This window comes from Arachnia sp. (assembly GCF_057238465.1).
The window spans coordinates 295616-310613 of record NZ_DBHHFZ010000004.1; the positions used below are offsets into that span (position 1 = coordinate 295616).

Here is a 14998-nt window from a genome sequence, read left to right on the forward strand (position 1 = left end):
TCGACACACCCCACTCGCTGACGCTCGCAGGCCGGCTCAACCAGCTTTGTCTCATTGAAGCCGGTTCAGCCGTGGCGACGACGACCGTTTTGGAGGTGAAGAAGCGCTCTATGCGCGGGTGTCGGTGCGATTGAGTGCCATGGAAGTGATGGCGACGATGAGGGCGGTGAGCACCACCGCTGCGCCCGTGACGATCCCCGCGCTCGCCAGGCTGAGATCCGAGACGGCGAAGCTCGTCCTCTGACCCGAGACGAGAGACGTCCCGAGTTGTGTGGTGTGGGTGACCAGGCCGTGGGGAAGCGCCAGTGCTGCTGTCAGCTTCAGCTGCAGAAGCAGTGTCGAGGCGCTGGTCATCACCAGCGCGATGGTCACCGGAGTGGCGAAGGAGCACAGGAAAGCCGACAACGCCGATTGCAGCGCCGCCAGTGGCACGCAGGCCAGCATGATCAACGAACTGCCCAGGAGGTACTTGGCCGGAAGCATGCCCTCGAGTCCGAACACCAGCTTGCCCAGTCCGATGACGGTGACCAGCAAAACGATTTGCATCGAGGCCGCGAGCGCGGAGATGGCCGCCACCTTGCCCAGCACGATCTCGGATGTCGGTACGGGCCGGCTCATGAGCGCGTTCCAGTTGCTGTTCTTGTGCTCGACGCGCCAGACCAGGGACGCGAGGATCGCGACGGCGACCGGCAGGATGGCCATCCCGTAGAACCCGACGGACCTGATCCACAGGGTGTGCCACCCATCTTCGAAGGTGCCCTGCGCGAGCATGGTGCTCATCGAGCCGGCCAGGACCACGATGATCGGGACCACGAGGACCACCGCCCAGCTCGTGGAACGTTTGAGTTTCAGGAACTCGGAGTAGATGGAGTTCATGGTCATGCTTCCCGGGTGTTGAAACGAGTGGTGATCAGCGTGAAGAGCGAGCCACCCACGACCGCCAGACCGGCAATGCTGAGGTAGGGCAGGTCGTGGTAGACGAGGTCGACGCCGACGTAGTCGGCCGGAGCGGCCAGCGCGTAGTAGCTCCAGGGCGTCAGGTGTGTGAGAAAGCTCGGCAGGATCACACCGAAGAGCGCGAGGAAGATACCGACGATGCTGACGCCCAACGCGACGAGCTGGTTCTCCACCGTGGCCGACAGCAGGATCTGGAACGCCAGCACGGCGAGGTTGATGACCATGATCGAGGCTGTGTACCCGATCCAGTGTGAGGCTGGGAAGGGTGAGGTGACGCCGATGAGCTTCGCGAAGCCGACGAGCAGCGCGGACTGCATCATGGTGACCAGGGCGACGATCAACCCGAGCACGACGAGCTTGGCACGGCACAGGTGGCCGGGACTCACTCCGCTCGTGGCGGACAGCAGCCAGCCGTTGCCCGTGTGTTCCATTTCGACCTGACGACTGGCCAGCACAGCCAAGAGGACGGGCGAGATCATCGCGAACGCCCGTGAGAGCCCGGTGAGCAGGATCTTCCACGGCGCCCCGCCGGGATCCGCGAGATGCTCGTCAATGCCCGCGACCAGCGACTGAAAAGCTGTGAGAACCACGATGGCCACCAGATGAATGATCGCGATCACCCCGATGCGAAGGTGACGAATCTTGGCCAGTTCGTTCATGACGACGGTCATCACAGCCCACCTCCTTCGGTCAGGCGCATGAAGACGTCCTCGAGGCTCTGCTCGTCACGACGGACTCCGTAGATGTCGATCCCTTCGCCAACCAGCGCTGCGACGAATCCGGCCATCCGTTTGTCATCGGTTCCCGCCAGTGCCAGGTCGCCCGACGACTTGAGCCGCGGGTTGTAGGGCACAAGCAGGTTTTGTGCCCGGTGAGGCTCCGAGCAGGTGATCAGCACGTCGGGCGAGGATGCCTTCATCAGCTCGGCGCGGGTGCCCTGGAAGATCATCCGGCCCTGGGCGAGAATGCCCAGCTGGGTGGCGATCTTGTCGATCTCGCCCAGCAGGTGCGAGGAGACCATCACGGTCACCCCGTTGACCGCGAGGTGGCGCAGCAGTCCGCGCATCTCCTCGATGCCCGCGGGGTCGAGGCCGTTGGTGGGCTCGTCGAGGATCAGCAGCTGCGGCTGGCGGGCCAGGGCCATCGCGATCCCCAGGCGTTGCTTCATGCCCAGGGAATACTCGCGGACCTTCTTGTTCATCTGCTCGGTCAGATGCACGACCTGCACTGCGTGTTCGATCTGTGCGTCATCCAAGTGCAACAGGCGCTGAATGAGCCGCATGTTCTCCGCGCCGGTCAGGTGCGCATACCCCGGTGGGGCCTCGATCAGCGAACCGATCCGCTCCAGCAGGGAACGCCGCGTGGCGCGCGTCATCGACTTACCGAGGATCTGCACCTCGCCGTCGCTGGGCTCGATCAGCGACAGCAGCATCTTCATCGTCGTGGACTTGCCGGCCCCGTTGGGGCCGAGGAACCCGTACACACACCCTTCAGGGATACGCAGGGACAGATCGTCGACGACGATGCGATCGCCGTAGCGCTTCGTCAGGTTTTCTGTGGTGACTGCGTAGAACATGTCTCCACGCTGTCGCAGCCCGGAGAAGATTCCATCTGGCCCAAGACATATCTTCCCCCTATGACTTCAGGCATAGCTGACGTGCTGGATCAGGCGCTTCCCGGCGAGATCAGACCCGTCTCGTAGGCCAGCACGACGGCCTGGACACGGTCGCGCAAGTCGAGCTTGGTCAGCACGTGCCCGACGTGGACCTTGACCGTTCCCTCGCTGAGGACGAGCTCATCGGCGATCTCGCGGTTGGACAGTCCGCGCGCGACCAGGCTCAACACCTCGCGCTCGCGCGGCGTCAGCAGCTCAAGCGGTGCGGTGTTCATCGGCGCAGCCAGCGATGACGCCTCGGGCGCGGCGAAGTGACCCAACAGGCGACGCGTGGTCGACGGCGCGACCACGGCGTCACCGTCGTGAACGTGACGGATGGCTGCGGCCACCTCCTCCAGCGGCGCGTCCTTGAGCAGGAAACCCGACGCCCCGGCACGCAAGGCCTCGTAGGCGTACTCGTCCAGGTCGAAGGTCGTCAGCACCAACACATGCGGCGGATCCTCCAGCGCCATGACGCGCCGCGTGGCCTCGATGCCGTCAACCCTGGGCATTCGCACGTCCATCAGCACAACATCGGCAGGCTGCTCAGCCAACACGTCCAGGACCTCGTCGCCGTCGGAGGCCTCGCCCACGACTTCGATGCCCTCGGAGGTGCCCAGCACCATGCGGAAACCCATGCGGATCATCTCCTGGTCGTCGACCAGCAGCACGCGGATATTCATGATTCATCTCCTGTCGGGATCGTGGCGACGACCTCGAAACCGCCTTCGGGTCGCTGCCCGGCACGCAGCTGCCCGTGGTGGGCGGCGACACGCTCGCGCATGCCGATCAGGCCGTGCCCGATATGCCGACCGACACCAGCGGCGGACCCAGCACCGTCATCGGTCACAGTGACCGTGATGGACTCGGGGGTATGGGCCAGCGTGACCCGCACCTCCGAAACCCCGAGGCCAGCATGCTTGCGCACATTGGTCAACGCCTCCTGGACGATGCGGTACACGGTCAGATCGATGCTCTGCGGCACCGTCTGAGGATCACCCGTTTCAATGAACCGCACCGGCACGCCCGCCGCGCAAGACTCCTCTAGCAGACGTGGCAACTGCGCAATCCCCGGCTGCGGTGCGTGCGAGCCGGGCTCGTCATCGCGCAGCACCCCGAGCAGCCGGCGCATGTCCGCCAACGCTGTGCGCCCCGTGTCGCGCACGGTCAGCATGGCTGTGCGCGCCTGCTCAGGATCCGTGTCGATGGTGGAGGCCGCACCGTCGGACAACACCGCGACAACGCTCAGGGAATGTGAGACGACATCGTGGATCTCCCGAGCGATGCGCGTCCGCTCGGACGACGCCGCCAGTTCTGCCTCGACCGCCTTCTCCCGCGCGAGCTGTGCCGCGCGCTCATGCAGTGAGGCGATGTAGCGCCGGCGGGTCCGCACCAGACGTCCCCAGGTCCATGACCACAGGATCAGCGCGACGATCACACCGATATCCCCGATACTCATCTCGCCGCGGTCGAGTATCGGCAGGCAACTCAGCACAGTCCACGTGGCGGTGATCAGCGCTGCCATGCCGGAGAGCTGCCAGCGCCTACGCGAGGCGAGCGTATAGACGGCCAACAGCAGCATCGCATCGGCAACCACCAGCGAGATCCCCAGCAGGATCTGCGTGACCGCGACGAGTTGGATCACCAGATATGTGGCCGCTGGCCACTGACGACGCCACAGCCCCGGCGCACACAGACCGACCGAGACCAGCAGCCCGGTCCCCAGCCACAGGTGCCCGGGCACCGCACCGAACTGAATCGGCAAGTTGTAGGCGAAGATCACCAGCACGAGCATCAGATCAACCAGTCGCGGATGCAGCTGGAACCACGAGGACGTGCCGCCCGAGAGCGTCGGTGCGTCGGCCTTTGTGGGATCCTCGTCCTCACGAGTTGCTACGGAATCCATCCATCTCCACGCTACCGGGACAACCGCAACACAAGAGTTCGCCGTCGATCCCACAAGTACCTGCTGCGGACTGTGGCGGCTGGTGATGGTGACCGTTCGCTCTCGACTCCGCCAACCCGCTACCACGCCGAGGCGGGCACCCCGCCAGGACGCTGGCTCGGTTCCGGCGTCACAGCACTCGGGAACGGTGAGCTCACTCCTGGAGCCCGGGTCGGAGACGCAACTTCAGTTGCTGGTGGGGATGGGCGGAAGCCGTTCACCGGCGATCGTCGGGGGGCGCCCATCCGCGTGCGTGGTGCGCCCTCAGCCCTCATCATGTCCACACACCGGCGTTGGCGTCGGAGTCCTGCCGGTCATTCGAGCCGCGTGTGCAGCACGCCCCTCGAGCACGCAGAAAAGATTCCCGGCGGGATCCGCCAGGACCACCCATCCTTCCTGCCCGGTCTGCCCAATGTCGGCATGTGAGGCGCCAAGCGCCAACGCGGCCGCCACCGCGTCACCTTGGTCATCAGGCCTGAGGTCGAGGTGGATGGCCCCCGGGGCTGCCGGCCGTGTGGCCGGTTGGATCAGCAATGACGGTCCGTTTCCTTCGAGGAGCACGGAGTCGGTCAGGTTGGGGGCCACTTCGTAACCCAGCAAGTCCCTCCAGAACGCGGCGACTGCTCGTGGCTTGGTTGTCTTGATGGTGATCGTCGCGATGCTGATCATCCAGGCATCTCCATTCATGGTTTGAGCGCACTACTTTGGGAAGAACGTTCTGCCTCGCGGATCACTGAAGTGGTGAGCATCAATGGGGATACGGCGGCAAGGCCGTCATGGTTCATGAGGGTGTCACAGAAGACATGCTACTGCGTTACGTCTCGGATGGTTGGTCTGATTAGCCTGTAATTTTTCGTGATGACTGGCCTGAGGGCTGGCGCTGGCAACGACGTCCGTCCAAGTGTCGCGCGGCCGCAAGAAGTCCCGACCTTCACCCTTGTCCTGAGACATCACACTCGCAGGCCGGCTCAACCAATTCCGGGGGAAGGGACCCCAGCTGGTTCCGGGCTTTCCCGTTCAGCGACCCGTGAAGGTGCCGAGCAGCGACGCCACCAGCGGCACCACCCCGATGAGCACGAAGGCGGGAAGGAAACACAGCGCGAGCGGCTGCACCGATTTCACCCCCACCGACCTGGCCCGTTTGGTCTCCTGTTCACGACGGCGACGGCGCGCCTCGTCGGCGTGAACACGAAGACACTCCACCAGGCTGGTTCCGGAGCGGGCCGAGCGGGCTGCGTCACGGGCCGGTGGCCCCCAGTCAGGGTGGCCGGCGAGGCTTCCCCAGGCGTCCTGCGGGTCCCTGCCGACCTGCAGTTGCGCGTCGATCCCGTGCAGGATCACGGCCGTGGCGGGTTGACTGACCGCGGCCACCGTGGCGATGGCGTTGGTCATGGGGGCTCCGGCCTCCAGGCAGACGGCCAACAGGTCCAGGGTTTCGGGAAGTTCCCGCACCACGGCCCGGTCCACCTTCCTGCGACCACTCCACCGTTTCGCCGCCCAAGCCCACGCCTTCCCCACCCAGCCGGGCAGCGGCGACGGCCGGGGTTCGAGCCTGCTCAGGGGTGGCGGGGCCCACCACGCCAGGACGGCCGCTGCGACGAGGAAACCGATCAGGACCGCGGTGCTCATTGCCGGACCGCCAGTTTCTCGGTCCAGGCCACCCCGGCGGCTGCCAATCCCACACCGGCCAGCGCCAGCACCAACCCGAACGGGTTCTCCAGCAGGAAACCGAGGGGATCGGCCCCGACGAAGGAGCCGAGCAGCAGCGCCCCGAGCGGCAGGAAGGCCATGATCCGGGCGCTGCCGCGCGCCATCGCCAGTTCGGCCTCGACCACTCCCGCGAGTTCCCGTTCGGCCCGCAGCCCTTCCGCGACCTGCAGCAGCACGGAGGCAACTGGCGCGCCGGTGCGTTCCGCCACCCGCCACGCCCCCGCGACCCGCGCCAGGCCCTCACGTCCCGGTGTCTGCGCCACCTCCTGCAGCGCCGCGGGGACGTCCCCACCCAGTTTGGCGACGGCCGCGACGGGCGCCAGGGCGTCGCAGTCCGTGGCGGTCTCGGCGAGCGCCGCCGTCGGAATCTGCCCGGAGCGCAGCAGCATGGCCAGCCCCACCGTGACCCGGGTGGTTTCGTCGGCCCGGTTGCGCCGGGCGCGTTCCGCGGCGGCACGCCGCAGCACCCACGCTGCGGTTCCGGCGGCGATGACGACGACGAGGGTCCAGCCTGCCACCCTGAGGCCGAACACCACGGTCACCGCGACCAAGCCGGCACCACCCATCAGCAGCAGGTTGTTGCGCCGCATCCGTGCCCGGTGGGAGGCGACCGCTCTTCCGTGGCCGCTCCTGCCGCCCCGCGCCTGCGACTCCTCCAGTTTTTCCAACGACCCCGTCCGGGTGCCATCGGCAACGGCGGAGTCCCCGTCCCCGGGCCGCGGAACGGGAATGCCGACATCCCCCGGGACCATTCCTCGGCGCCACAAGGAGAAGCTTGACGACACAGGCCGGGACGTCTTCCTCACGACAGCTGCGCTGCCACGTCCCGGACTGCGGCGGGCTGGTAATCCCAGCCGTTCCAAATTCTGCTCCTTCCCGGCGATCAACGCAGCCGCAAGGGCGAAAAACACCACACAGATCAGCATTGCGACCACTCCAGCCAGTCGCGCACCAGGCCCGCTCCCGGACCCCAGGTGGTGGCCCCGCCGGTGAAGGTCATGGCGGGCACGATCCCGACCAGCCCGTCCACACCCCGCCTGAACGCCCCCACCTCCGCCAGCCAACGTTTCCCGTCGGGACCGCGACGCAGGTGCAGCACCAGCCGCAGGGCCGCGGCGAGCTGCGCGTGACAGGCCTCGCGACCCAGCCCGCCAAGCGCGGCGAGGGCCTCCAGCCGGGCGGGAACGTCGGCGACGGAGTTGGCGTGGACGGTGCCGCAGCCGCCCTCGTGCCCGGTGTTGAGCGCCGAGAGCAGGTCGGTGAGTTCCGCGCCGCGCACCTCACCCAGCACCACCCTGTCGGGCCGCATCCTGAGGGCCTGCCGCACCAGGGTGGTGAGCGTGATCGCTCCTTTTCCCTCGTTGTTGGGGGGTCTGCCCTCCATGCGCACGCAGTGCGGATGCCTGGGGGTCAGTTCCCGGGCGTCCTCCACCACGACGATCCGTTCCGCCACCGGTACCTCGGCCAGCAGCGCCGCCAGCAGCGTGGTCTTGCCGGTCCCGGTGCCGCCGGAGATCAGGAACGGCACCTTGCAGGCGATCACCCTCCGGCACAGCTCCAGGGCCTCGTCGGTGAGCGAGCCTGCGGTGTGAAGTTCCTCCAGGGTCAGGGTTCGCGACGCCGGGACCCGCAGCGAGATGCACGTCCCCGGACTGGCCAGCGGCGCCAGCACCGCGTGCAGCCGCACCCCGCCCGGCAGCCGGCCGTCGACGAACGGCTGGGCATCGTCCAGGCGCCTGCCCGCGGTGGCGGCCAGCCGGATGGCGAGCCTGCGGACCGCCTCGTCGTGGACGAACCGCACGTCCGCTGCCTCCAGCCCTGCGCCACGATCCACGAACACCGCATCCGGGCCGTTGACGAGCACATCCGAGACCCCCGGTTCATGCAGCAGCTCCTCCAGCGGCCCGGCCCCGACGGAGTTGCGGCGCAGCTGGTCCATGGCCTGTCTGAGGGCCGTGTCGGTGACCACCAAGCCCATGCCGCGCATCGCGGTGGCGACGTCCGCGGCAGTGTGGGGACGGCCGAGCCTGCCCAACCTGGCCTGCAGTTCCTCCAGCATCACAAACGCACCTCCTTCAACAGCCGCGTCGAGTCCCGGCGCAGCCGGGCCGCGGGTCGCGACCCGACGCTGGCCCCCTGGGCCGCGAGCCGAGACACCCTCGGGTCGTCGCGCACCACCCCGGCCAGCGGCAGCCCCAGCGCGTCGGAGACCGCTTCGGGCGGCAGCCCGCGACCTTTCCCGACCCGCACCACCAGCAGCGCCCCGGTCAGGTCTATCCGGCGGGCCCGCATCCGGGCCGCCGCCACCGACCTCACATCCGCGCCCACCACAAGCAGCGGAATGGCGCGACGCCCCAGCTCCGCCAGCCTGGCGCCGTCACCCAGGTCCACCACCACCATGTCGTGGCTGCGTTCCAGCGACCTGAGCACCGCCGACAACGCCGCCTCGTCCGGGGAGTCGCCGTGGGGTCTGCCCAGCGCCAGCACCGAGACCCGCTCCGCCGAGACCAGGTGCGGGGTGAGGTCCCCGATCTCACCGACGGCGTGCCGCAGCTCCTCCCAGGTCATGCCCACCTGGGTTTCCGCCCCGAACAGCAGGTCCAGGCCGCCACCGCAGCCCGCCAGTTCCACCGCCACCGACCGCAACCCCGCATCCGCGGCCCGCGTGGACAGCGCCACCGCCAGGCAGCTGACCCCCAACCCGCCGGAAGCCCCTATCAAAGCCAGTATCTGCGCCGCGTCCTGGCCCGGTAGCTCGCTTGAGAGCACCTCCGCGAGACGCTGCGACTCGCCGGGCAGCAGCAGCGCGGGCGCGCCCAGTTCCGCCGAGGCCTGCAGCAGTTCCTCGGAGTCGAAACCGACCACCCACACCCCGGGCACGGAACCCAGCGTCGCGGCCCGCGACGCCATGTCCGTGCCCACCAGACGCAGTGACGTGGTGCGCCATCGTCGCCTGAGTTCCTCCCGGTCCGAGACGACATCCAGGTCGATCCCGAGGGCAAGCGTGGTGGCGAGCACGGAATCCGCGAGCGCGGCTTCCCGCGTGGCAAGCAATGGACCGGTAATCTCCGTTGTGTTCACATTTTCACTTTGGGAACCGGCCGAGCCGAATCTCCATTTCTGCCCGAAGATGTGGATAACCTGTTTTGAGTAGCTGAAGAACAACCCAGGAAGAGATGACCACCACCGATCCCCTGCCTCCTGAAGCACTGACCTGGCTTGCCGTCTGGCCGGGGGTGCGGGGGTTGACCTTTGGGGGCAGTCTGCTGCCCCAGCGCCTCGAGGACGCGGGCCACACCGTCTTCGCCATGGCCGACACCGACCGCGACATGCGTCGCCTGCTCGCCCTCCAGGGCGTCACCCCCTTCTGGGCGCGCCCCGAGGCCATCCCGATCGATCCCTGCCAGTTCGACGTGGTGTTCTCCCACCAGTCCTTCCATCTCTTCGATCCCGGGCAGGCGCTCTCGGAGATCGCCCGTGTGTTGCGTCCCGGTGGTTGTTTCTCGGCCTCGTACATCATCCGCGACGACTCGGTGCCGTGGGTGCGGCGCCTCACCGCGTTGCTGCGCCACTACGACCCGATGGCGATGCGCGGCGACTACGGCCACCAGTCCCTGGCCGCCGTGGACGACTCGAAGTACTTCCCGGAGGTGGAGCACCGCGCCTTCCGTGTCTGGCAGACCGTCAGCCTCGACGACCTCCAGCAGCTCGTCGCGAATCAGCCGTTGTCGCGGAGGCTTTCGGAGGTGCAGCGCAAGCGCCTGGCCGACGAGGTCAAGACGCTTTTCGAGCAGTCCGTCAGGCCCGGGGAGAACCTGCGTCTGCCGTTCCAGCTGCTGGCGTGGCGGGCCTGGGTGAATCACGACGAGCTGACCGAACCGGTGTCCATGCCGGAAAGTGGCATCGAGATCGACATGCAGGTCGCGACACCTCTGCGGTAGCCGTAGGGTAGGGGTACCCGGCTGCGCCGCAACCGGTCGGACGCGAAAGGAATACGATGGCCCGTCCCACACCATTCCAGTTGCTCCGCGACGGCCTGATGGATTTCGTCGCCCGCGAAACGGAGCTGGCCAAGGCCGAGCTCGTCCCTGCCGCGAAACAGGCCGGCTTCGGTTCGGCCTTCGTCGCGGCCGCAGTCACTTTCCTGCTGCATTCGCTGTGGATGCTGGTGATCGTGCTGGCGTTGGCCCTGAGCTGGTTGATGAGCCTCACCGGCCTCAACACCGTCGGCTGCCTGACGCTGGGGTTCCTGGCGGCGGCGCTGCTGTCGATCGGGATCGCGGTGGTGCTGATCTTCATGGCCCGCGCCCGCTTCCGGAAGGTCAAGGCCCCGACCGCCACCATCGAGGAGGCCAAGGCCACGTTCATCGCCCTCACCGACGCCGCCCTCGGCCGGTCGGCGGAGGTGGTGGTGGTGAAGGAGGAACCATCCCTCCCCGAAGCCAGCTGAGCCGGGTCGCAAGCCCTCCCCCAAAGCCGGCTGAGCCGGGGCGCGAACCCCTCCCCCGAAGCCGGCTGAGCCGGGTCGCGACATCCCCCTTCCCAAAGCTGGTTGAGCCGGGTCGCGACATCCCCCTTCCCAAAGCTGGTTGAGCCGGGGCGCGACGAAGGAGCGACCCGAGTCGAAACCACCCCACACCCGGTAAGACAGAACCCAACCCCAAGTCGCCAGTCACCCACGACCTGGTTTCGACACGACCAGCTCGCAGAGCGAGCAGGCCGGCTCAACCGGCTTCACCACTTCCAAGCTGGTTGAGCCGGGCCGCGACGAAGGAGCGACCCGAGTCGAAACCACCCGACCCCAACACCCTTACCGCCCCACTCCCGTCCTTTCCCATGCACGAATCGCGGAAGCGGTGGGGGTGCTGTTCACGACTTTGCTACCCCCACCCTTCCCGTTCACGAATCGCGGAGGCTCGACGGTTCAACGTCGCCACACAACGTTGAACCGTCCCCCACCCGCGATTCATGCACAAAAGAGGCACAGAGGGACTCGGAATAGGGAAGAAGCGCAGATCTTGCCGAAGCCGGCTGAGCCGACCCCCTTTTTGAAGCTGGTTGAGCCGGGGCGTGAGGAACGAGCGACCCGAGTCGAAACCACCCGGCAGCCGACAAGCAGACCCCACCCCAAACCACCACGGTTTCGACACGACCAGCTCGCAGAACGAGCAGGTCGGCTCAACCAACTTCACCACTCCCAAGCTGGTTGAGCCGGGGCGCGACGAAGGAGCAGCCCAAGTCGAAACCACCCGGTATTTCCTCGTATCCCTACCCCCGGTGAGTGGTTCTGACCGATAATTGACCATGGTCCCGCTCATCGACGACGACTCATCGCTTCGGCACGTCCCGCTGCTGCGTACCCTACGGTTCGCGGGGTTGCTCGTCTTCCTCACCGGGACGGTGCTTGGGTTCGCCCTGGTGGACGTGTTCAGCGCATCGGGAGAGGCCGACATCCGTTTCCTCGTCTCCGCTGCTCTGCTGCTCTTTCTCTGGTTGCTCGCCTACGGCATCGGCGATGGCCGGAAACTCGTTCCGGCGGTGCTGCTCGGGGCGGGATGGCTCGCCCTGGCCGGTTTCCAGGGGTATTCGTGGTGGATGGTCTACTCGGCCTCCTCCTTCAGCGCGGTTCCGTTGCTGGCGCAGGCCATGGGGTCGCTCGGCCTGGGACTGACCACCGTCACCGGTCTGGTGTTGCAGGGGGTCCAGAACCTCCGGGGCGCTCATCCCGGTTCTCTCAAGGATCCCGCCCGGCTCTGTTTCCGCACCCGCGAGGAACGGAAATCCGGCGACGCCGCGCCGTGGGAACGCTGGTCGTTCGGCTGGCTCCGTCGGATCTGCCTGGTTCTGGCTCCCGTGGTGGCGTTGACCGCCGTGGTCGCTGCTGGACATTTCCTGCTCCCGGCGGCCGCGATCTCACACACGACGGCCTCCCCCTCCGCGAACCTGCCGGAACGCCCCTCCCGCATCGGCTCCGATGTCGCATGGTCCCGGGAGGCCCCCGGCCTGCTCGGAGTGGTTGCTGGGGCGGCCGGGCCGGTCATCCTCACCGAGGAGGGCGTCACGGCACTCAACCCCGTCGACGGCTCCACCCTGTGGAGTTACCAGCGCCCCAACGCCCAATACGACTATCACGACAAACTGTCCGAGATCCGTTACATGGCAGTCTCCCGCACGATGGTCGCCAGCCCCACCGGACGTCACGTCGCGCTTCTGATCAACGGTCCCCAAACCGCCCTTTCGAAAAGTTCCCCCATCTACAAGGAATACACATATCTGACGCTGGTGTTCGACACCATCACCGGCCGGATCACAGGCGAGCACCCCTCCAATGGGTGGCGGCTTCAACTCACCGATTCCACGCTCCTGGACGGCAACAAGGCCTACAGCTTGACCACAGGGGAACTGCTCTGGGCCCTGACGGATTCCGACACGGTCGAGCATGGGGGATACAGCGGCCCGGCAGGGCACAGATCCTTCATCATCGAAAAAGACCGCGGAAATCTCACCCTCGTCCCGGATACCGATCCGACGGCCATGTCCAAGGTACAGGGAGTCGCGATTGATCCCCGGAGAGGCAATCCCGCGCTCGTCGACGGCTGGACCGCGCAATACACCGAGCCCCTGCCGGAATTGGACGAACACGGAGTCCCGAGCTACCCCGTCGCGGGATGGAATGCACGGGCCGTCACCCTGGATTCCCTGGCAGGCCTGGAGGACGAGACGCCCGTGGATCTGGGACGCGCGGCGGGAGCGAATCTGGTGGCTTCCCGGGCATCCGGCGCGCTGGTCACCTACCCGCCCTACGACCAGAGCACCTTCGAAGAGGCCGAGCAGAGTGGCGGCCCCCTGCTGGAGGCCGTCTTCGACCCCGCCACCCGCACCGTCACACCCGCATCCCAGTACGCTGGCCCGGCCGCCGCGAAGGTGGGGTTCGTGGCGCACCCCGAGGGTGGGGCGATCTCCTTGCAACCCGGCGACGGTTCCCCGGGGGTGACGATTCCAATTCCCCCCGGAACCACCCATTTCTCCCCTGAGGCACTGCTCTTCAAGGATTTTCGCACCTATTCACCTGCCCAACTGGCGACAAGAGAGCCCGAGCACACCGGGGCGACGCTGTTCATGAACGCCCCCAGCGTGACGATGGTCATCCTCAACGCGGAGGAGATCAGTACGGGATCCCCGGACAGGAAAGGCCAGCGGTACCGTTTGTTCGGAGTGACGGGAGGCGTCTCATGAGACTCGCGAAACGGTCCCTCGCCCTCGCGTTGATCCTGCTGCTCCTCGTACTGCCTGCGGCCTCCCGTCCCCAGACGAAAGAGGACATCAGGCGGTCCGTGGCCGTCAAGAAATTCGAGGACACATCGATATTTCGAACAAAACCCACGGAAACCGGCTGGGATTTCTCACGTTCAAAAGAGAGGACCAGTCAGGATTACAGCTACGAGACCGACTTCCATCTCTCAACCACCAGCGGCCCCGTCATCGTTGCGAAAACCAAAAGGATTCTGGACGCCGACAACCCAAACAAGCTGAACGACGAAAAAGAAGTCCCGACGACGACTCTGGTGGCCCTGAAGCCGGACGACGGGTCGGTCAGGTGGGCGCGAGTCGTCGAACCCTCGTTGGCGGGCAGGCGCTGGTACGGTTCCAGCAGAACACCGCAGGAAATCTTTGCAATGGGCAGCTCGTATGATTCCCAACGCAACTATGCCGTCGTCAGCCCCGACGGGCGTCGTGTGGCGGTCCAACTCGTGTCCTACATGACCCCGGCCACCTCCGAAAAAATCAGCGACCAGCGAACCACCTTCGTCGTCCTGGACGCGGAAACCGGCGACGAGGTCCGCACCGTGAATGTCTCCGGCATGGTTTTGGGTCATGTCCTCACCAACGATTCCCTGGTGATCGAGACCGCCCAGAACGCCTTTCCCGCGGGCACCGGAACCCTCAACGCAGTCCCTCTCGATGATTCCCGGGCCGAACCCACCGTCGCCCGCACCGACCAGTGGCTGATCGGCGGAACCGCCGATTCCCTGCTCCTGGCTCCGCAGGATTTCGGTAGGCGGGACGAATGCCGAGGCTGTCATTCTTTCACGATCACCCGAGTCGGCATCACCGGCGAGGAAATGGGAACCATGCCGGGAATCACCCAGCTGCGTCCTGCAGGTTGGGTTGAGCGTTTCAAGGATCCGGCCGCCGCCACCGAGATCATCAACCGGGGCGGCGACCCCAAGGAGATCGGGTTCGCCCTGCGCAAGCTGCCCCGGGAATTGGTCGATGTGGATTCCGGGACGGTCATCGACCCGGGAGACCTGTCACCGTCGGAAATATCCACTCCCACCGGCCCGGTGATTCTCCTGGAAAAACCCTCCAAGGACGAGAAAGGGCATGACATTTCCCCGGTCGTCTCCTGGCTGAACGTGACCGCGGGCGAGAAGACCCTTCGAACGGACGACCTGACCTATCTGACCAACAAGAGCAACTTCAACGGCATCGCCGCCGAACGGATCAGGATGGGAGAGGAAACCAACACCTGGTGAGGGAAACCACCCCGGGAAAACCCCAGGAAACTCTGCTCACCGCCCACCCCTCTTCCTCTCCCCCCTCTTCCTCTCCCCCACTCTTCCTCTCCCCCTCTTCCCACTCTTCCTCTCCCCTTCTTCCCCCTCTTCCTCTCCCCCTCTTCCCACTCTTCCTCTCCCCCTCTTCCCACTCTTCCTCTCCCCTTCTTCCCC

14 protein-coding genes and 1 pseudogene are annotated in these 14998 nt (G+C 66.4%); 5 read left to right on the forward strand and 10 right to left on the reverse strand.

Features of this window, described 5'->3' with window-relative positions:
- Positions 1–108: 108 nt before the first annotated feature.
- The 5 genes from ACO6D6_RS06795 to ACO6D6_RS06815 all read right to left on the reverse strand — a co-directional run bounded on the left by ACO6D6_RS06795 (position 109) and on the right by ACO6D6_RS06815 (position 4517).
- Positions 109–876: an ABC transporter permease gene (locus tag ACO6D6_RS06795; protein WP_484784341.1), complete on the reverse strand. Its 768-nt coding sequence runs from the start codon at positions 874–876 to the stop codon at positions 109–111.
- A 2-nt stretch (positions 877–878) separates the two neighbouring features.
- Positions 879–1628 (reverse strand): ABC transporter permease, encoded by a 750-nt coding sequence (locus ACO6D6_RS06800; RefSeq protein WP_484784343.1) that lies wholly within the window; start codon positions 1626–1628, stop codon positions 879–881.
- Positions 1628–2533 carry an ABC transporter ATP-binding protein gene (locus ACO6D6_RS06805; protein ID WP_484784345.1) on the reverse strand — a complete coding sequence of 302 codons (906 nt, stop codon included), beginning with the start codon at positions 2531–2533 and terminating at the stop codon, positions 1628–1630. Before ACO6D6_RS06805 ends, ACO6D6_RS06800 begins: the two co-directional genes overlap by 1 nt.
- A gap of 89 nt (positions 2534–2622) precedes the next feature.
- Entirely contained in the window at positions 2623–3294 is a 672-nt protein-coding gene (locus tag ACO6D6_RS06810) for a response regulator (RefSeq protein WP_484784347.1), read from the reverse strand.
- Entirely contained in the window at positions 3291–4517 is a 1227-nt protein-coding gene (locus tag ACO6D6_RS06815) for a sensor histidine kinase (protein WP_484784349.1), read from the reverse strand. Before ACO6D6_RS06815 ends, ACO6D6_RS06810 begins: the two co-directional genes overlap by 4 nt.
- Between ACO6D6_RS06815 and ACO6D6_RS06820 the strand changes: the two are divergent.
- Positions 4425–4742: pseudogene (locus ACO6D6_RS06820) on the forward strand (hypothetical protein); the annotation flags it as partial. The gene ACO6D6_RS06815 and the pseudogene ACO6D6_RS06820 overlap by 93 nt on opposite strands.
- A 78-nt stretch (positions 4743–4820) precedes the next feature.
- Here ACO6D6_RS06820 and ACO6D6_RS06825 read toward each other — a convergent pair.
- The 5 genes from ACO6D6_RS06825 to ssd form a co-directional block, all read right to left on the reverse strand.
- A complete protein-coding gene (locus ACO6D6_RS06825) occupies positions 4821–5243 on the reverse strand; it encodes a VOC family protein (protein ID WP_484784351.1) in 423 nt (140 codons plus the stop codon).
- Between the two features lie 330 nt (positions 5244–5573).
- Positions 5574–6185, reverse strand: coding sequence for a type II secretion system F family protein (locus ACO6D6_RS06830; RefSeq protein WP_484784353.1), 612 nt, complete (start codon positions 6183–6185; stop codon positions 5574–5576).
- On the reverse strand, positions 6182–7018 hold the full coding sequence (locus ACO6D6_RS06835; protein ID WP_484784355.1) for a type II secretion system F family protein: 837 nt from the start codon (positions 7016–7018) through the stop codon (positions 6182–6184). The genes ACO6D6_RS06830 and ACO6D6_RS06835 overlap by 4 nt, the downstream gene beginning before the upstream one ends.
- 167 nt (positions 7019–7185) lie before the next feature.
- Positions 7186–8325 carry a TadA family conjugal transfer-associated ATPase gene (locus tag ACO6D6_RS06840; protein WP_484784357.1) on the reverse strand — a complete coding sequence of 380 codons (1140 nt, stop codon included), beginning with the start codon at positions 8323–8325 and terminating at the stop codon, positions 7186–7188.
- Positions 8325–9347, reverse strand: a complete 1023-nt coding sequence (gene ssd, locus ACO6D6_RS06845) for a septum site-determining protein Ssd (protein ID WP_484784359.1) — start codon at positions 9345–9347, stop codon at positions 8325–8327. The genes ACO6D6_RS06840 and ssd overlap by 1 nt, the downstream gene beginning before the upstream one ends.
- Positions 9348–9442: 95 nt before the next feature.
- Here ssd and ACO6D6_RS06850 point away from each other — a divergent pair, with 95 nt between their 5' ends.
- The 4 genes from ACO6D6_RS06850 to ACO6D6_RS06865 all read left to right on the forward strand — a co-directional run bounded on the left by ACO6D6_RS06850 (position 9443) and on the right by ACO6D6_RS06865 (position 14803).
- Complete coding sequence (locus ACO6D6_RS06850) at positions 9443–10207, forward strand: class I SAM-dependent methyltransferase (RefSeq protein ID WP_484784360.1); 765 nt, start codon at positions 9443–9445, stop codon at positions 10205–10207.
- 56 nt (positions 10208–10263) lie between these two features.
- Positions 10264–10716 carry a phage holin family protein gene (locus tag ACO6D6_RS06855; protein WP_484784362.1) on the forward strand — a complete coding sequence of 151 codons (453 nt, stop codon included), beginning with the start codon at positions 10264–10266 and terminating at the stop codon, positions 10714–10716.
- Between the two features lie 854 nt (positions 10717–11570).
- Positions 11571–13502 carry a hypothetical protein gene (locus tag ACO6D6_RS06860; protein ID WP_484784364.1) on the forward strand — a complete coding sequence of 644 codons (1932 nt, stop codon included), beginning with the start codon at positions 11571–11573 and terminating at the stop codon, positions 13500–13502.
- Complete coding sequence (locus ACO6D6_RS06865; RefSeq protein WP_484784365.1) at positions 13499–14803, forward strand: hypothetical protein; 1305 nt, start codon at positions 13499–13501, stop codon at positions 14801–14803. Before ACO6D6_RS06860 ends, ACO6D6_RS06865 begins: the two co-directional genes overlap by 4 nt.
- The last annotated feature ends 195 nt before the right edge of the window (positions 14804–14998 follow it).